The sequence below is a fragment of the Agrococcus casei LMG 22410 genome (genome assembly GCF_900163565.1).
Lineage (GTDB): Bacteria > Actinomycetota > Actinomycetes > Actinomycetales > Microbacteriaceae > Agrococcus > Agrococcus casei.
Window position 1 is genome coordinate 146,544 of record NZ_FUHU01000026.1, and the last position, 17,992, is coordinate 164,535.

Here is a 17,992-nt window from a genome sequence, read left to right on the forward strand (position 1 = left end):
GCCTCTTCTTGTCTCGCTAGACGCCGTAGTAGAGCTCGAACTCGTGCGGGTGAGGACGCAGCGCAAGCTGTGTGATCTCGTGCTCGCGCTTGTAGTCGATCCAGGTGCGGATCAGGTCTTCTGTGAACACTCCGCCTTCGAGGAGGAACTGCTGATCGGCTTCGAGGGCCTGCAGAGCCTCTTCGAGCGTGCTCGGCAGCTGCGGAATGCCCGCGGCCTCTTCGGGAGGAAGCTCGTACAGGTCTTTGTCGATCGGCTCGAGGGGCTCGATGCGGTTCTTGATGCCGTCGAGACCAGCCATGAGCATCGCTGCGAAGCCGAGGTACGGGTTGCCGGCGGAGTCGGGCGCACGGAATTCGATGCGCTTCGCCTTCGGGTTCGTGCCGGTGATCGGGATGCGGATGGCAGCCGAGCGGTTGCCTGCCGAGTACACGAGGTTGATCGGCGCTTCGAAGCCCTTGACGAGTCGACGGTACGAGTTCGTCGACGGGTTCGTGAAGGCGAGAACGGCGCTGGCGTGCTTCAGCAGACCGCCGATGTACCAGCGGGCGGTGTCTGAAAGACCGGCATAGCCCGACTCGTCGTAGAACAGGGGTTCGCCGCCGTTCCAGAGCGACTGGTGCACGTGCATGCCCGAGCCGTTGTCACCGAACAGGGGCTTCGGCATGAACGTGGCCGTGCATCCGAACTCCTCAGCGGTGTTCTTGACGATGTACTTGAACTTCAGCACATCGTCGGCCGACTTCACCATGGTGTTGAAGCGGTAGTTGATCTCGGCCTGTCCGCCGGTTCCGACCTCGTGGTGCGCGCGCTCGATCTCGAGCCCGACCTTCTCGGACTGGATGCAGATCTCGTCACGCAGATCGGCGTGCTTGTCGACAGGGGCCACCGGGAAGTAGCCGGCCTTGTACGGCGTCTTGTTGCCGAGGTTGCCGCCTTCTTCGCGGCGTCCGCTGTTCCAGGCGCCTTCGATGGAGTCGACCTCGTAGAACGATCCGCTGGGCTTCGACTCGTGCCGCACGTCGTCGAAGATGTAGAACTCGGCCTCAGGTGCGAAGAACGCAGTGTCGGCGATACCCGTGGACTCGAGGTATCGCTCGGCCTTGTGCGCGACCTGACGCGGGTCGCGATCGTAGATCTCGCCGGTGCGGGGGTTGTAGATGTCGAAGATGATGACAAGCGTCTTCGCCACGCGGAAGGGGTCGACGTACGCCGTGGTCACGTCGGGGATGAGCTGCAGGTCAGACTCGTGGATGTCTGCGAATCCGCGGATCGAAGAGCCGTCGAACAGCTGCCCCTCAGTGAAGAGGTCATCGTCTGCGGCTGACGCAGGGATGGTGAAGTGCTGCTGCACACCTGGGAGGTCCGTGAAACGAACGTCGACGAACTGGATCCCCTCCTCTCGGATGAACTCTTGTACTGCCTGGGGATCCTTGAACATGGGGCTCCTGTCGTTAATGGATCAGCGGGGACGACCGGCGCGAACCTTGCGCGGGTCGACACCCTTGGGGATGGGCAAGTTGAGGTTGCCCATGCTTGCGAGGCGGTTGGTCACCTGGATGACTTCGGGCTTCGAGATCGTGCGCGGCAGCCTGCGCATGGTCTTGGTCAGCTTTGCCAGCTTGACCTCAGACTCTTCGCCGACGCGCAGCACGTGCACCGTGACGTTGGGCACGATGCGGCTGATCTTGCGCTTCTCGTCGACGATCATCTTCTGCGTGCGGCTCTCTGTGCCCTCTGCGATCAGCACGATGCCGGGCTTGCCCACAGCGCGGTAGACGGCCTCCTGGGACTTCGGGTTGACGGCAACAGGCATCTCGCTCGACTGCCATGCACCGCGAAGGCCGTTCTTGAGCACGGAGCCGACAGCGCCGGGCCGGCCTTCCATCTGCTTCATCGCAGAGCTCTCGGCGCGGCGGCCCATGACGATCAGCGCGAGCAGAACGCCGGTGACGACTCCCGTGACGATCCAGAGGATCTTGAGGAGCAGGCTCTCTGTGAAGAGCAACGAGAGCACCGTCGTCAGCGCAACCGGAACGATGAACGCCAGGATCATGAGCGGCAGAGCCAGCGAATCGAGCTTCCGAGTCATCTGGAAGACCTGCCACATGGTCTTGAGGCGACCGGGCTCTTTCGCTTTGTCGTTCTTTGCCATGCCCCCTAGTTTACTGAACCTGCGCGCAGGTTGTGCACACACCACTCTCCACACCCGATAATCTCCACAGGTTCTCGCAGAAACAGGCCTTTCGGCGCTGATTCCGCGAGGATCAGCGCATGACTGTGAAGCCAACCGCAACTGCTGCGATGCTCGATCTCGAGTCGGCCGAGTGCGTTCGAGACCTCAGACTCCGATCCGACGGCGTCTCGACCATGCTCGTGAGAGTCGGAGCTGACCTGTACGAAGCGCACTGTGCACAGGGTGCAGCCCGTGAGCTGCTCGCAGCAGAGGTCGTCGCGACGGAACGATCGCGCCACCCGCACATGACGCGGATTGTCGACTGCTGGAGCGAGGGCGAGACGCTGGTCGTGCTCCGCCCGAGCTGCAGACAGACCCTCGACGACATCCTTCGCACACATCCGCGCATGCCCCCTGGCGTTGCGGTGACGGTGCTGGCACCGATCGCAGCCGCCATCGGCGCCTGTCACGAGAACGGTGTCGCCGGGATTGCGCTGCGTCCTACTGACATCGCCATCACCGACAACGGAACCCCCATGCTGCGCGGCCACGCGGTCGCAGCGGAGACCGAGAGCGTGACCCCGCACTGGGCCGCTGCATCCGCCGCTGTGCAGGCAGATCGCGCGGAGTTCTCGGCGTTGGTCGAGGTGCTGTTCGAGGCGCCGAGCACCGCGGTGGTCGAAGCCGTCGCTCGCGGCGACTGGCGTCAAGTCTCTTCTGAGCTGATGACCATGGCTCCGCCAGCGCCGGTCGGCTCGCTGCGTGATGTGTCGAATGCCCAAGACGCGGCCGCCGACCAGAAGCAGCAGCGAGGCATCCGTCAGACGATGACCAGACGGATGCTGCGTCGGGAGGAGCGCCGCGGCATGCTGTCTCGAGTGTCCGGCGTGCTCACCCAGTCGACTGCCTCCTTCCTGAACGGCGTTCGTGCGATTCGACCGAAGTTCTGGATTGTGGGAGGGGCGGGTGTGGCGGCTGTGCTCGCGGCTGCTGTTGCGGTCGTGCAGATTCCGGATTCGACTGCACAGGATGCCGTCGAGCCGACTGTCTCCGCCACGACTGCGCCGACGATGTCGTCTGCCCAGCCGACGACCGCGCCCACCCAGTCGCCGTCGGCGCCGTCGCTCGCGCCTGCGGACGCTGATGAGCCTCTCGAAGCGGTCGCTGTGCTGCTCGAGGAGCGCGAGCGATGCCTCGATGAGCAAGCAGATGAGTGCCTGCGGGCGATCCTCATGCAGGGCTCCCTGCTCTACGCCGATGATCTCGCAGGCGAGCCTCAGTGGCGATATGCCCCTGGGTCAGCCCTCGAGCTGCAGCAGGAGCTCGGCGATGCCGTCATCGTGTCGGTTGCACACGAAGAGCAGCCGGCCTCGGTGCTCGCAGTGAACACCGAGGCCGGCTGGCTTCTCAGAGAGGTGTGGGTCGACTAGAGACCGAGGTCAGGCTCGAAGTCGCCCTCTTCGAGACGGGCCTTGACTGCGCTCAGGTAGCGCGCAGCGTCGGCTCCGTCGATGATGCGGTGGTCGTAAGAGAGCGCCAGGTAGACCATCGAACGGACTCCGATGGCGTCGCCCTCAGCACCTGAAGTGACGACAGCACGCTTCACGACCGTGCCGACACCCAGAATCGCGCGCTGCGGCTGGAACACGACTGGCGTGTCGAACAGGGCTCCGCGCGAGCCGGTGTTGGTGAGGGTGAAGGTGCCGCCCGAGAGCTCGTCAGGCGTGACCTTGTTGTCGCGCGTGCGCGCAGCGAGGTCGGCGATCTGCTCAGCGAAGTCGCGCAGGTTGAGGTCACCGGCGTTCTTGATGACCGGAGTCAGCAGTCCGCGCTCGGTGTCGACAGCCATCGACAGGTTCTCAGCAGCCGGGTAGGAGATCTTCTCGCCGTCATCGGTTGCATTGATCTTCGGGTGCGCCTTGAGCGCTTCGACAGCAGCCAGCGAGAAGAACGGCAGGAACGACAGCTTGGTGCCGGTCGTCTCGAGGAACTCTGCCTTGACCCGGTCGCGAAGCTGAGCGACGCGAGTCACATCGACCTCTACAACCGTGGTCAGCTGTGCCATCGTCGTCATCGACTCGACAGCGCGAGTCGCGACGATCTTGCGCAGGCGGCTCATCTTCTCGTCGGTGCCGCGCAGCGGCGACGCCTCGGTGATGCGAGCGCCCGGCTTCGACGAAGCGCCAGTGGGAGCAGATGCCGTCTCAGAGGCGGCAGGAGCCTGCTTCGCAGCCTCGAGCACGTCTTCCTTGCGGATGCGTCCTCCGACACCGGTGCCCTTCAGCGAGTCGAGTGCGACACCCTTCTCGACCGCGAGCTTGCGGACGATAGGCGTGACGTACACGGCACCGCCGGTGGCAGTCTCGGGCTTTGCAGCCTCTGCCTTCGGTGCTGCCTCTTCGGCAGCCGGAGCTGGCGCAGCAGGCGTCGGAGCGGCGGGCGCAGGGGGTGCTGCGGTCTCTTTGGCAGGCGCCTCTGCAGCGGGAGCCTCCTGTGCCGGTGCTTCTGCAGCAGGTGCTTCCTCGGCCGGTGCTTCTTCGGCAGGAGCCTCCTGCTCCGTCGAAGGAGCTTCGGCTGCGGGCTCTGGCTCGGCAGAGCCGCCAGCAGATGCCGAACCGTCGCCGAGTCGAGCGATGACAGCGCCGACTTCGACCTCGTCATCCTCGCCTGCGAGCAGCTCGGTGATCGTGCCCGCAACGGGCGACGGCACCTCGGTGTCGACCTTGTCGGTCGAGATCTCGACGATGGGCTCGTCGACCTCGACCGTGTCGCCGACCTGCTTCAGCCAGCGTGTGATCGTACCTTCGGTGACGCTCTCGCCGAGCTCCGGCAGCTTGATGTCCTGCGTGGCACCCGAACCTGCGTCAGCAGGCGCGTCGCTCTTGGGCTCTTCGGCAGGAGCAGCCTCAGCCTCTGCGGGCGCGGCTTCTGCCTCAGCAGCCGGCTCTTCAGCCGGAGCCGACTCAGCTGCAGGAGCCTCTGCCTCGGCATCGCCTCCGTCAGCCGAGCCGGATGCAGCCTCAGACGGCTCGCCGACGCGGGCGATGACAGCACCGACCTCGACCTCGTCGTCTTCTTCTGCGAGCAGCTCGGTGATCGTGCCGGCAATGGGGGAGGGCACCTCGGTGTCGACCTTGTCGGTCGAGATCTCGACGATGGGCTCGTCGACCTCGATGGTGTCGCCGACCTGCTTGAGCCAGCGTGTGATGGTGCCTTCGGTGACGCTCTCGCCGAGCTCCGGCAGCTTGATGTCAGTCATGGTGAACTTCTCTCCTGATTCAGACCGCGTGCAGGGGTTGTCCGGCAAGCTTCATGGCAGCCTCGCCGAGCACCTCGTTCTGCGAGGGGTGGGCGTGCACGAGTGCGGCGACGTCTTCGGGGTAGGCGTCCCAGTTGACCATCAGCTGGGCCTCTCCGATGAGCTCTCCGACACGGGCACCGATCATGTGGACTCCGACGATGGGGCCGTCCTTGACGCGCACCATCTTCGCGAAGCCCGCGGTGCCCAGAATCGAGCTCTTTGCGTTGCCCGCGAGGTTGTAGTCGTACGACTCGATTGCATCGTCGCCATGGATCTCCTTGGCCTTCGCCTCGGAGTAGCCGACCGATGCGACCTGCGGGTCGCAGTACGTGATCTTGGGGATGTTGACGTCTTCGACCATCCGCGGGTTCAGGCCGCCGATCTCCTCAGCGACAAAGATGCCCTGCTGGTAGCCGCGGTGCGCCAGCTGCAGGCCGGGAACGATGTCGCCGACTGCGTAGATGCCCTTGACGCTCGTCTCGAGACGGTCGTTGACCGTGACGAAGCCGCGGTCGAGCTCGATGCCGGCCTCTTCGAAGCCCATGTTCTGCGTGACCGGACCGCGTCCGACTGCAACGAGCAGCACATCCGCCTCGAACTTGTCGCCAGCCTCGGTCGAGACGACGACACCCTGGTCGGTCTGCTCGATACCCGAGAAGCGAGCGCCCAGCTTGAAGGCGATGCCGCGCTTCTTGAACGAGCGCTCGAGGGTCTTCGAGATCGACTCCTCCTCGTTGGGGACGAGGTGGGGCAGGCCCTCGATGATCGTGACCTCTGCTCCGAACGAGCGCCACAGCGAAGCGAACTCCACGCCGATGACACCGCCGCCGAGCACGACTGCGCGCTTCGGGGTCCAGTCCATCTGCAGAGCCTGCTCGCTGGCGATGACGCGACCGGTGATGTCGAGTCCGGGGATCGTCTTGGAGTACGAGCCCGTAGCCAGCACGATGTTGCCTGCAGTCAGCGTTGTGCCGCCGACCTCGACGGTCTTGTCGCCAGTGAGCTTGCCTTCACCCTCGAAGACGGTGATGCCCTTCGAGGAGAGCAGCCCCTGGAGGCCCTTGAACTTCGACGACACGATGCCGTCGCGGAAGCTCTTGACCTTGGCTGCGTCAACGCCCTTGAACTCTACGTCGATGCCGTAGTTTCCGGCGCTGCGGGCCTCGTCGGCGAGCTCTGCCGAGTGCAGCGTCGCCTTGGTCGGGACGCACCCTCGGTGCAGGCATGTTCCGCCCAGTTTGTCCTTCTCGACGATTGCTGCGGTCTTGCCGAGCTGAACGGCGCGAAGCGCGACTGCGTAGCCTGCGCTTCCACCACCCAGAACGACGATGTCAAAGTTCTGGTCTGACACGCGCGTGCTCCTTAACTTTCGGTGCTGTTATGACGCCTGATGCAGTGACTGGCACTTTGCATCAAGCCTAGTAGGTATTGGGATGAGAGTTGATGATTCGGTTCACTTGGCGCGATAGCCGGCAGCGAACTCGACGAGGGTGCGCACCATGACTCCTGTGGCGCCTGAAGGGTTCCAGTCGTACGCCTTGCCGCCGTTCGATGCAGGACCAGCGAAGTCGACGTGCACCCAAGGCGTCTCGCGGCCCTCGTCCTCGACGAACTCGCGAAGGAACGCGCCTGCCAGCAGCATGCCGCCGTCGGGGTGGCCTACGCGGGCGTTCTGCAGGTCGGCGACCGGCGACTCGAGCTTCTCTGCGTAGTCGTCGGGGATCGGCATGGGCCATGCAGGCTCGTCGGCTGCGTCTGCGGCCTTGAGGAACTGCTCGAGCACCTGGTCGTTGTTGCCCATGACACCGGTGTAGCGGTTGCCGAGTGCGACGACCTGAGCGCCTGTGAGGGTGGCCACGTCGATGACTGCATCGGCGCCCTGCTCGATGGCGTAGCGGATGCCGTCGGCGAGGACCAGGCGGCCCTCAGCGTCGGTGTTGGTCACCTCGACGGTCTTGCCGCCGCGCATGACGAGCACGTCTTCAGGCTTGATCGACGTGTGCGACGGCACGTTCTCTGCGAGGCAGAGGTACGCCGACACGCGGATGGGCAGGCCGAGGCGAGCGATCGCGAGCACGGCCGCGTAGACGGTTGCGGCACCGGCCATGTCGGTCTTCATGCCGATCATCGACTTCGAGGGCTTGAGCGAGATGCCGCCGGTGTCGAACGTGATTCCCTTGCCGACGAGCGCCAACTTCGGTGCATCGGGGCCGGGGTTGTAGTCGACGACGACGAGACGCGGCGGGTTCGAGGATCCTTGGCCGACTCCAGAGATTCCACCGAAGCCCTCGTCGCGCAGCTGCTGGTCGTCGAGCACCGTGACGCTGACGGAGTCTCCTGCGGCCTCTTCAGCCACGCGGTCGGCGAAGATCTCAGGGGTCAGGTGGTTCGGGGGAGTGTTCACGAGGTCACGGGCGATGTGGACGGCCTCGGAGATCAGACGCGCAGAGCGCACGACGGAGTCGGTGCAGTGGGCCTCGCCGACTGCGACCTGGACTTCGCGTGCGAACAGCTCGGGGTCGCGGCTCTTGCTGCCCTGGAACGAGTACGCGCCGAGTGCTGCGCCTTCGAGCACTGCGGATGCGTCGCTGTCGGACGCCACGGGAAGGGCGAGTGCGACCTGGGGGACATCGCCGAGTGCGCGAACGGCGCTTGCGGCCGCGGCACGGAGCGAAGAGCTCGAGGTGTCGGCGCCGAGACCCACGAAGCCTGTGACAGTGCCGTCGACAACGGATCGCACGAACTGGCCGCGTGCACCGGTCGCACCCAGCTGCTTGAGCTGTTCAGGCGACATGCCGGGGGCGACCGGTCCGTCGGAGGTCTTCTGCACTCCGTGGACGACGATGTCGGCGGTTGCATCGTCGGGGCTGGCGATGATGGACAGAGAGGGAATAGACATGCTTCGAGCATAGCCGCGGCGATAGGGTGGAGGCATGCGCAGCAACCGACTCAGCATCGAAGTCGAAGACCTCGATCGGATCCCTCGGGGCCTGCACCTTGTGATAGCCATGCACGGCTACGCCGATGCCGCGGGCGTCGGCGAACTCGCTGCGGCGACGATAATCGAGACCCTCGATCACCGTCTTCTCGTCGATTTCGACACCGACGTGCTGATCGACCACAGGTCCAGGCGCCCGCCGATGGACTTCGAAGAGGATCGCGTCGCCTCCTACACGCCGCACACGCTTGCCCTCAGCCTCGCCCAGGACGACGCAGGGAGAAGCTTCATCCTGCTCAGCGGCCCTGAGCCCGACTGGATGTGGGATCGCTTCACAGCCGAGGTGATGGAGTATGCGAAGCGGCTCGAAGTCGCGAGCGTCACATCGGTCATCTCCGCGGCGATGCCGGTTCCGCACACGCGACCCCTTGCCACGACGGTCTCCGGCAACCAGCCCGAGCTCATCGAGCGCTACTCAGCCTGGCGCCCGTCGTCGCGCATCCCCGGCTCGGTCGTGCTGCTGCTCGAATACCGCCTGAGCGAGCATTGGCCCTATGCAACGTTCTGCGTGCTCGTGCCCCATTACATCGGCGACTCCGGCTATGCGGGGCCAGCGCTCACCGCGCTCGAGAGCATCACGAATGCCACGGGCCTGCTGTTCCGCACCGAGTCGCTGCGCAAGGCAGACCGCGAGTTCCATCAGGCAGTGGCCCAGCAGATCGGCGAGCACGACGAGCTGTCGACACTGGTGAAGAGCCTCGAAGCCCGGTACGACGCGTTCATGAACGAGGCTGACGTGCGATCTCCGCTCGTCGACGAGGATGGCGATGTTCCGTCAGCAGACGACATCGCGGCCGATCTCCAAAGGTTCCTCGCGATGCGAAAGGACTCCGGCGGCGAGGATTCGGGCCGTCTGTGAACAGCAGGAGATCCTGGCTGATCTTCGGGATCGCCACCTTCGCGTACCTCACCGCAACCCTGCATCGATCCACACTCGGAATCGCGGCGACGACCGCAGCTGACCGGTTCGATGCGGGCGCATCCGCCCTCTCCACGCTCGGCATGCTGCAGCTGGCGGTCTACGCCGCCATGCAGATTCCGGTCGGACTGCTGGCAGACCGGTTCGGGCCGAGGGCGCTCATCGCGATCGGCGCCATCGTGATGACGCTCGGTCAGGCGCTCGTGACGTTTGCCCCCGAACTGTGGGTTGCGGTCATCGGCCGCATGTTCGTGGGAATCGGCGACGCCGCCACGTTCATCTGCATCATGCGGCTGCTCCCGAACTGGTTCCGAGGTCGCCTGCTGCCGCAGCTCTCGCAGCTGGTGGGCATCGTCGGACTGATCGGCCAGCTGCTCTCAGCGATCCCCTTCGCCTGGATCCTCACGCAGCACGGGTGGGAATGGGCATTCGGGTCTGTGTCGATGCTCGGCGTCGTCGCGTTCGTGCTCTGCGTGCTGTTCCTCGCAGATGCTCCGGCCGGGCACACGCTGCCACCGACGAACACCATCGAGCTCCCCGGAACTGGCGCGACGTGGAAGCGCTTCAAGCGCACGCTGCTCCGCCCAGGAACCCAGCTCGGATTCTGGTCGCACTTCAGCACGCAGTTCGCCGGCACCGTCTTCCTCCTCATGTGGGGGCAGCCGGTGCTGACCGCGGGGCTCGGATTCACCCTCGAGCAGACAAGCCTCATCTTCACCGGCATCATCATCGCGGGAGGCATCTGCGGTCCTGTGCTCGGCATGCTCGCATCACGCTTCCCGATGCGAAGGTCGTCCGTCATCCTGGCGATCGCATGGCAGATCGTGGTGCTCTGGGCAGTGGTGCTGGCGGTTCCCGAACCACCATTCTGGCTGCTGGCGTGGCTGTTCGTCGCCATGGCCATCGGCATGCCCGGCAGCATGATCAGCTTCGACTTCGCGCGCACCTTCAACCCGGTTCGCTCGCTCGGTGCGGCCAACGGCATCGTGAACATGGGCGGCTTCATCGCCTCCTTCACGACTGTCGGCGCCATCGGGCTGCTGCTCGACATCACCAGCAGGATCCGCGGCCCCGAAGTCGGCCTGTACGACTGGGACTCCTTCAGGATCGCCCTCTCGTTCCAGTTCCTGCCGCTCCTGCTCGGCATCACCATGATCATCATCACGAGACGCAGGACGCGTGCCACGCTGCGCGAAGAAGAGGGCGTCACCGTCGCTCCGCTGTGGACTGCACTGGCTCGCCGGCTCAGAAAGTAGGGTCTTGCGCAGCTCCCTGGGAATGGGATATGCAAACGTGCGGTTATAATGGTGACAGACCCAGCAAGCGTGCCCGCAGGCAGACTTGACTTGGGTCTAACGACTGCCCAAATACGGGTGGTGGCGCATCCAACCGGACGGAGTCTAATGTCCCCCGCCAGCAACGCGAACGACACAACAGCCAAGGCGACGGCTGCCAAGAAGGCGCCAGCGAAGACCACGACCGCCGCTGCGAAGAAGCCGGCTGCCAAGACGACGGCCGCCAAGACCACAGCGACGAAAACCACAGCAACGAAGACTGCAGCTGCCAAGACTGCAGCCACGAAGACTGCGGCCGCCAAGGCACCTGCTGCGAAGAAGCCGGCCACAGCGACCAAGACCGCTGCCGCCAAGACGACGGCTGCGAAGAAGCCCGCGGCAGCGACCAAGACTGCAGCTGCCAAGGCTCCTGCAACCAAGACTGCGGCTGCCAAGAAGCCGGCCACGGCGGCCAAGACAGCTGCTGCAAAAACCGCCGCCGCAAAGACGACGGCCACCAAGACCACGGCAGCCAAGGCCGCACCTGCCAAGAAGACGACGGCAGCGTCGAAGACCACCGCATCGAAGACCACCGCAGCAAAGACCGCTGCAGCGAAGAAGCCTGCCGCTGCCAAGAAGACGCCTGCCAAGGCCGCTCCGGCTGCCACGCGAAAGCGTGCCGCCACGAAGAAGGCTGTTGTCGCGCCGGTCGTCATCGAGGCGAATGGCGTTGTCGAAGAGTCGGATGAGCCAGACGAGGCCGTCGAGCCGAAGGTGCTGCCCAAGGGCGCAATGGTCATCAGCTCCAAAGATGACGAGGGCGTGCAGTCGACCCAGATCACGGGTGCGACCGTTGACCCCGTCAAGGACTACCTGAAGCAGATCGGCAAGGTCGCGCTGCTGAACGCGGCGGAGGAAGTCGACCTTGCGATGCGCATCGAGGCCGGCCTCTTCGCAGAGGAGCGTCTCGGCGGAGAAGGCAGCATCACGCCCAAGCTGAAGCGCGAGCTCAAGACGATCGCTCGTGACGGCCAGCGTGCGAAGAGCCACCTCCTGGGCGCAAACCTGCGCCTGGTGGTATCGCTCGCGAAGCGCTACACAGGCCGCGGAATGCAGTTCCTCGACCTCATCCAGGAGGGCAACCTGGGCCTCATCCGTGCAGTCGAGAAGTTCGACTACACGAAGGGCTTCAAGTTCTCGACGTATGCAACCTGGTGGATCCGTCAGGCAATCACCCGCGCCATGGCCGACCAGGCCCGCACCATTCGCATCCCGGTGCACATGGTCGAGGTCATCAACAAGCTGGCACGCGTGCAGCGGCAGATGCTGCAGGACCTCGGCCGCGAGCCGACTCCTGAAGAGCTTGCCCACGAGCTCGACATGACGCCCGAGAAGGTCGTCGAAGTGCAGAAGTACGGTCGCGAGCCGATCTCGCTGCACACGCCGCTCGGTGAAGACGGCGACTCGGAGTTCGGCGACCTGATCGAAGACACCGAGGCAGTCGTTCCGGCCGATGCAGTCGGCTTCACGATGCTGCAGCGCCAGCTCGAATCACTCCTCGACTCGCTGTCAGAGCGCGAAGCGGGCGTCATCAAGATGCGCTTCGGCCTCGGCGACGGCATGCCGAAGACGCTCGACCAGATCGGCGACACCTTCGGCGTGACACGCGAGCGCATCCGCCAGATCGAGTCGAAGACGATGGCCAAGCTGCGCCACCCGTCGCGATCGCAGGCGCTGCGCGACTACCTCGAGTAGCGAGCGCCGCACCACACGAAGAAGAGGAGGGCCCGATCGGGGCCCTCCTCTTCTGTGCTTCTGCGACTCATGCGCCGACGAGCTTGTCGCTCTCGTCGTGCCAAACCTCTGCCATGGGGTGCAGCTTGCTCTTGTGCTTCGATGCGTGGTGAGCACAGAAGAGCAGCGGACCGGAAGCCATCGTGACTCGCACGTATGCCTGTGCGCCGCAGCTGTCGCACCGGTCGAGTGCGCTGAGCGGAGCCGTCGCCTCGTGATCGTGCTCAAGTGCAACTGTCTGTTCCATAGTGACCTCCTTCTTGGCTTTCCATCGTGTCATACGCATTGGCCTCAGTCTGACGAATTGCGGTGTGTTTCGCCGGGGGCGTAGCGGATGCGCGAACAGCGTGGCAACCGCCCGGACGGTCCCGCATTCCGTAGAGTGTTAAGGCTGACGACAAGGAGAACTTCACGTGGCGGCTGCCGACTACACTGCGCGACATCTTTCGGTGCTCGAGGGGCTCGAGGCTGTCCGGAAGCGTCCGGGCATGTACATCGGATCCACCGACTCTCGCGGCCTCATGCACTGCCTCTGGGAGATCATCGACAACTCCGTGGACGAGGCTCTCGCAGGGCACGGCACCGAGATCGAGGTCGTGCTCCATCCCGACGGCAGCGTCGAGGTCCGAGACAAGGCCCGCGGCCTTCCCATCGACATCGAGCCGCGCACGGGACTCACCGGCGTCGAGGTCATCTTCACGAAGCTGCACGCCGGCGGAAAGTTCGGCGGCGGCGCCTACTCGTCATCGGGCGGGCTCCACGGTGTCGGCGCATCCGTCGTGAATGCGCTGTCGCAGCGCCTCGACGTCGAGGTCGACCGTGATGGGGCGACCTGGTCGATGAGCTTCGAGCGCGGCAAGCCCGTCGTGTTCCACGACAGCGGCGAACCCGCGCCCGACAGCCCCTCGGCCCCCAGCCCCGACGGCAAGGAGCTGCGCAAGACCGGCAAGGTCACGAAGAAGACGACGGGAACCCGTGTCCGGTACTGGGCAGACCCGCAGATCTTCACGAAGGGCGCTGAGTTCCAGTTCGACGATCTCGTCCGCAGGGCCCGTCAGACGGCATTTCTCGTGCCCGGTCTCGCCATCACGCTCACCGATGAGCGCGGCGAAGAAGTGCAGGAGCAGCGGTTCCAGTACGAGGGCGGCATCAGCGAGTTCGTCGAGTACCTCGCGCCCGATGAAGAGCTCACGCCCGCATGGCGCTTCCAGGGAGTCAAGAGCTTCAGCGAGACCGTGCCGGTGCTCGATGAGAAGACCGGCCACATGGTCTCGGCCGAGGTCGAGCGTGAGTGCACGGTCGACATCGCGCTGCGGTGGGGCACAGGCTACGAGACGACGGTGCATTCGTTCGTCAACATCATCGCGACGCCCAAGGGCGGAACCCACCTCGCCGGCTTCGAGCAGTCGCTCACGAAGACGCTTCGAGATCGTGTCGCCCAGAATGCGCGAAAGCTCAAGGCTGGCAGCGACAAGCTCGACAAGGACGACGTGCTCGCCGGCCTGACAGCCGTGGTCACTGTGAGCCTGCCTGAGCCGCAGTTCGAAGGGCAGACCAAGGAGGTGCTCGGCACGCCACCGGTCAGACAGATCGTGTCGCAGGTCGTCTCGCAGTCGCTGGCTGAGCGATTCGAATCCTCCAAGCGCGAAGACAAGACCGCAACGAGCACGCTGCTCGAGAAGGTCGTCTCCGAGATGAAGGCGCGCATCTCAGCGCGTGCCATGAAAGAGACTGCACGGCGCAAGTCCGCACTCGAATCGTCATCGCTGCCGGCGAAGCTCGCAGACTGCCGATCGAAGAGCGTCGAAGACACCGAGCTGTTCATCGTCGAGGGTGACTCTGCCCTCGGAACCGCCAAACCAGCGCGAGACTCCGAGTACCAGGCGATTCTGCCCATCCGCGGAAAGATCCTGAACGTGCAGAAGGCCTCTGTCGCCGACATGCTTGCGAATGCCGAGTGCGCGGCGATCATGCAGTGCATCGGCGCCGGCTCAGGCCGTTCGTTCGACATCAGCCAGATCCGCTACGGCAAGCTGATCATCCTCTCTGACGCCGATGTCGACGGAGCGCACATCCGCACCCTGATCCTGACGCTGCTGCACCGCTACATGCGTCCGCTCATCGAAGCCGGTCGCGTCTACGCCGCGGTGCCGCCGCTGCACCGAGTTCAGGTCAAGCATGCGCGCAAGCCCGACGAGATCATCTACACGCACTCCGACGAAGAGCTGCACCAGGTGCTCACGCGGCTGCGCAAGTCAGGCAAGAAGTGGGTCGAGCCGCCGCAGCGCTACAAGGGACTCGGAGAGATGGACGTCGACCAGCTCGCAGAGACCACGATGGATCGCACGAAGCGCACCCTGCGCCGCGTGACGATTCAGGACGGCGAAGCGGCAGAGCAGATCTTCAACCTGCTCATGGGCAACGACGTCACTCCCAGACGCGACCTCATCATGAGCAGCCAGATCGACCGCGATCGGATCGACGCCTAGATCGCGCGCAGCAGCCGCTTGGCTCGCGACTTGCGGATCAGCTCGAAGCCGTCTTCCTGCGCCTGGCGGCGCAGCGACGATTCTGCTCGGTAGAGGCTCGCACCGCGTCTGACCAGGTGGGGGATCGGCTTGCGTCGCTCAGCAACGTCGCGGGCAAAGCGCCGCAATGCTGTGACGGCCCGGGGCTCGGTGATGTACCAGGCGTGCAGTGCGACGTCGCGCTGCTGCAGCCGCTGCATGACGACGCCGGCGAAGATGCCTTCAGCGACGACCGGCCCGCGTGTCACGCGCACCTGCCGGGTGCCCGTTCTGCGCGACACGGGGATGCTGTACTCGGGCATCGACACGCTGCCGTGCTGCATGAGGCGCTCAATGGCATCCGCGGCATGATCGGCGTCGTAGGTGCCGTCGTCGTCCCAGTCGACTTCGTCGTATTCGGTGCGCGGAAGCGGAAGCTCGGGGGAGTCGTCGTCGATCTCGCGGTAGAACGAGTCGAGCTCCACGTGCGGGCGACCAAACTTGCGAGCCAGATACGACTTGCCTGAGCCCGAGGCACCGCCGAGGATGATCAGCTGTGGGTCGTGAACAGGTGCACTCGGAAAACCGGGCTCACTCACTCACGGCTCCGATCCGGGAGCCGACGATGTCCACCGACTGCTCGAGCGAGACGCCAGAGCCCGTGCGAGGAGCTGCGTCTGCAGGCAGCTGCCTGAGCGAGCCGTCGCGGCCCTGCGCCAGTGGCTGGATGCCGGCCCATGCCAGTGAGAGCGAATGCTCGCCGCGCAGCATGCGGTGGCTGGCAACGCCTCCGGTCGCTCGGCCCTTGCGCGGAAACTCCTCGAGCGGTGTGACCTTGACACGTGACTCGTCGAGTCCCGCCAGGGTCTCGGCTCCAGCGGTGACGGTCACGACCTGAGCGTCTTCCGTCACGGCTGCCGCAAAGATTACCTTGGCGTCGTCCTTCAGTGACATGCCCTTCATGCCTGCGGCACCGGCACCCTGCGGGTTCACCTGGCTCGCCTGGAATCTGAGCAGCTGTCCGTCGCTCGATACGAGCACGATCCATGCGTCATCGTCTGCTGCTGTGGCACCGACGACCTCGTCACCGGGCTTGAGAGCAATGATGCTGCTCTCTGGCTTGTCTGACACGGCAGTCGCTTTGACCCGCTTCACGCTGCCTGCCGCTGTCGCCACGAGCATCGTCGAGTCCTCTGCCAGCGACACGATCGTCAGTGGACGCTCGCCTCGCTCCATGCCGGGTGCGAGATCCTTCAGCTTCACACCGGCCGCCATGCCGATGCTCGAGGGCGGCACCGACGGAAGATCGGTCGGTGTCGCTCGCAGGATTCGTCCGCGATTCGTGACGATGCCGAATGCACCGCGCGTGCTCGTGCGCACTTCGGCACGGATGGCATCGTGTCTCGACCGCCTTGACGGTGCGGGCAGCGCCTCAGCAGTGTCGATCCGCAGCAGCCGGCCGGTCGCACTCAGCAGCACTGTGGCGGGCTCGTCGGCGAGCTCGAGGCTGACGGCGCCCTTCGCGGGCCTCGCCGGAGTCGCGCTGCCGTTCGTGAGCAGCGTGCGTCGCTCGGTGCCGAGGGAGTCGGCGGATGCGTCGAGCTCGTCTGCGACGACCTTCTTCAGGCGAGTCGGCGAGGCGAGGATCGACTCGAGCTCTGCGATTGCCGCAAGCAGCTCGTCCTTCTCGGTCTCGAGCTCGATGCGCGAGAATCGCGTGAGGCGGCGCAGGCGCAGCTCGAGGATGTACTCGGCCTGCAGCTCAGTCAGGTCGAAGACGCTCATCAGCCGCTCGCGAGCCTGGGCGCTGTCGTCGCTCGAGCGGATGACCTGGATGACCTCGTCGATGTCTGTGATGGCTACCAGGAGGCCCTCGACGAGGTGCAGTCGCTCGCGCTTGCGGTCGAGTCGGAACTGGCTGCGTCGCGTGACGACTTCGAGGCGGTGGTCGAGGTAGACCTTGAGGAGCTCGGTCAGCGACATCGTGGCAGGCCGGCCGTTGACGAGCGCGACCGCGTTGATGGAGAAGCCGTCTTCAAGAGGTGTGTGTCTGAACAGCTGCTCGAGCACTGCCTCGGGGTCGAACCCGGTCTTGACGCCGATGACGAGACGCATGCCGTTCTTGCGGTCAGTGAGGTCGTCGATCGACGCGAGCCCCTGCAGCTTCTTGCTCGAGACGCCGTCTTTGATCTTCTCGATGATCCGCTCGGGACCGATGAGGTACGGCAGCTCAGTCACGACGATCTGCGATCGGCGGCCTGTTCGCTCGATCGATGTGCGGGCGCGAGTCTTGAATGATCCGCGACCGGTCTCGTATGCCTGCTTGATGCCGTCGAGTCCGACGATGACACCGCCGCCGGGAAGGTCGGGGCCGGGGAGGTACTCCATGAGTTCTTCGACGGTCGCCTTGGGGTTCGCCAGCAGGTGCTTGGCGGCGTTGACGACCTCGACCACGTTGTGCGGTGCCATGTTCGTGGCCATGCCCACCGCGATGCCGCTGGCTCCGTTGACGAGCAGGTTCGGGTAGGCCGCCGGCAGCACGTCGGGCTGCTGGTACTGGTTGTCGTAGTTGGGCACGAAGTCGACGACGTCCTCGTCGAGTCCGTCCGTCAGGGCGAGAGCAGCCGGTGCGAGCCGAGCCTCGGTGTACCTGGCTGCGGCTGGACCGTCGTCGAGCGAGCCGAAGTTGCCGTGCCCGTCGACCAGCGGCAGGCGCATCGTGAACGGCTGGGCGAGCCTGACCAGCGCGTCGTAGATCGCGGTGTCGCCGTGCGGGTGCAGCTTGCCCATGACGTCACCGACGACTCTTGCGCTCTTGACGTGCGACTTGTCGGGGGTCAGGCCCATCTTCGTCATCTGGAAGATGATGCGGCGCTGCACGGGCTTCATCCCGTCGCGGGCATCGGGCAGGGCGCGTGCATAGATAACGGAGTAGGCGTACTCGAGGAACGAGCCGCGCATCTCGTCGGCTACGTCAATCTCATCGATACGCTCGTGCGTTGCAGTGTTCTCAGTCATAGGCT

13 protein-coding genes are annotated in these 17,992 nt (G+C 65.0%); 5 read left to right on the plus strand and 8 right to left on the minus strand.

The genetic code is table 11. The features are described from left to right. Window positions 1-16: 16 nt before the first annotated feature. Both glnA and CZ674_RS05675 read right to left on the minus strand, forming a co-directional pair. Window positions 17-1,441, minus strand: coding sequence for a type I glutamate--ammonia ligase (gene glnA / locus CZ674_RS05670; RefSeq protein WP_086991556.1), 1,425 nt, complete (start codon window positions 1,439-1,441; stop codon window positions 17-19). A 21-nt stretch (window positions 1,442-1,462) separates the two neighbouring features. After that, the gene (locus tag CZ674_RS05675; protein ID WP_086991557.1) at window positions 1,463-2,155 is read right to left on the minus strand and encodes a DUF4191 domain-containing protein; all 693 of its coding nucleotides are present in this window, start codon (window positions 2,153-2,155) and stop codon (window positions 1,463-1,465) included. Window positions 2,156-2,274: 119 nt separating this feature from the next. Between CZ674_RS05675 and CZ674_RS05680 the strand changes: the two genes are divergently transcribed. Then, window positions 2,275-3,606 (plus strand): serine/threonine-protein kinase, encoded by a 1,332-nt coding sequence (locus tag CZ674_RS05680; RefSeq protein ID WP_086991558.1) that lies wholly within the window; start codon window positions 2,275-2,277, stop codon window positions 3,604-3,606. Here the strand turns inward: CZ674_RS05680 and sucB are convergent. The 3 genes from sucB to CZ674_RS05695 form a co-directional block, all read right to left on the minus strand. Beyond that, a complete protein-coding gene (gene sucB, locus CZ674_RS05685; protein WP_086991559.1) occupies window positions 3,603-5,435 on the minus strand; it encodes a 2-oxoglutarate dehydrogenase, E2 component, dihydrolipoamide succinyltransferase in 1,833 nt (610 codons plus the stop codon). The genes CZ674_RS05680 and sucB overlap by 4 nt on opposite strands. Window positions 5,436-5,454: 19 nt before the next feature. Continuing rightward, window positions 5,455-6,828 carry a dihydrolipoyl dehydrogenase gene (gene lpdA, locus CZ674_RS05690; protein WP_086991560.1) on the minus strand — a complete coding sequence of 458 codons (1,374 nt, stop codon included), beginning with the start codon at window positions 6,826-6,828 and terminating at the stop codon, window positions 5,455-5,457. Window positions 6,829-6,930: 102 nt separating this feature from the next. Beyond that, a complete protein-coding gene (locus CZ674_RS05695) occupies window positions 6,931-8,376 on the minus strand; it encodes a leucyl aminopeptidase (protein WP_086991561.1) in 1,446 nt (481 codons plus the stop codon). A gap of 34 nt (window positions 8,377-8,410) precedes the next feature. Between CZ674_RS05695 and CZ674_RS05700 the strand changes: the two genes are divergently transcribed. From CZ674_RS05700 to CZ674_RS05710, 3 genes are all read left to right on the plus strand, one after another. After that, window positions 8,411-9,334, plus strand: coding sequence for a proteasome assembly chaperone family protein (locus CZ674_RS05700; RefSeq protein WP_086991562.1), 924 nt, complete (start codon window positions 8,411-8,413; stop codon window positions 9,332-9,334). After that, window positions 9,331-10,650 carry an MFS transporter gene (locus CZ674_RS05705; protein WP_086991563.1) on the plus strand — a complete coding sequence of 440 codons (1,320 nt, stop codon included), beginning with the start codon at window positions 9,331-9,333 and terminating at the stop codon, window positions 10,648-10,650. Before CZ674_RS05700 ends, CZ674_RS05705 begins: the two co-directional genes overlap by 4 nt. Before the next feature lie 147 nt (window positions 10,651-10,797). After that, complete coding sequence (locus tag CZ674_RS05710; RefSeq protein WP_086991564.1) at window positions 10,798-12,423, plus strand: RNA polymerase sigma factor; 1,626 nt, start codon at window positions 10,798-10,800, stop codon at window positions 12,421-12,423. A gap of 67 nt (window positions 12,424-12,490) precedes the next feature. Here the strand turns inward: CZ674_RS05710 and CZ674_RS05715 are convergent, their stop codons facing one another. Continuing rightward, a complete protein-coding gene (locus CZ674_RS05715; protein WP_086991565.1) occupies window positions 12,491-12,709 on the minus strand; it encodes a DUF7455 domain-containing protein in 219 nt (72 codons plus the stop codon). Between the two features lie 166 nt (window positions 12,710-12,875). On the opposite strand from CZ674_RS05715, the gene CZ674_RS05720 reads away from it, so the two are divergent. After that, window positions 12,876-14,951, plus strand: a complete 2,076-nt coding sequence (locus CZ674_RS05720; RefSeq protein WP_086991566.1) for a DNA gyrase/topoisomerase IV subunit B — start codon at window positions 12,876-12,878, stop codon at window positions 14,949-14,951. Here CZ674_RS05720 and CZ674_RS05725 read toward each other — a convergent pair. Both CZ674_RS05725 and CZ674_RS05730 read right to left on the minus strand, forming a co-directional pair. Continuing rightward, window positions 14,948-15,568, minus strand: a complete 621-nt coding sequence (locus tag CZ674_RS05725; RefSeq protein ID WP_086991567.1) for a hypothetical protein — start codon at window positions 15,566-15,568, stop codon at window positions 14,948-14,950. The two genes, CZ674_RS05720 and CZ674_RS05725, sit on opposite strands and share 4 nt — an antisense overlap. Continuing rightward, window positions 15,561-17,987, minus strand: coding sequence for a DNA gyrase/topoisomerase IV subunit A (locus CZ674_RS05730; protein WP_234988453.1), 2,427 nt, complete (start codon window positions 17,985-17,987; stop codon window positions 15,561-15,563). Before CZ674_RS05730 ends, CZ674_RS05725 begins: the two co-directional genes overlap by 8 nt. Window positions 17,988-17,992: the final 5 nt, after the last annotated feature.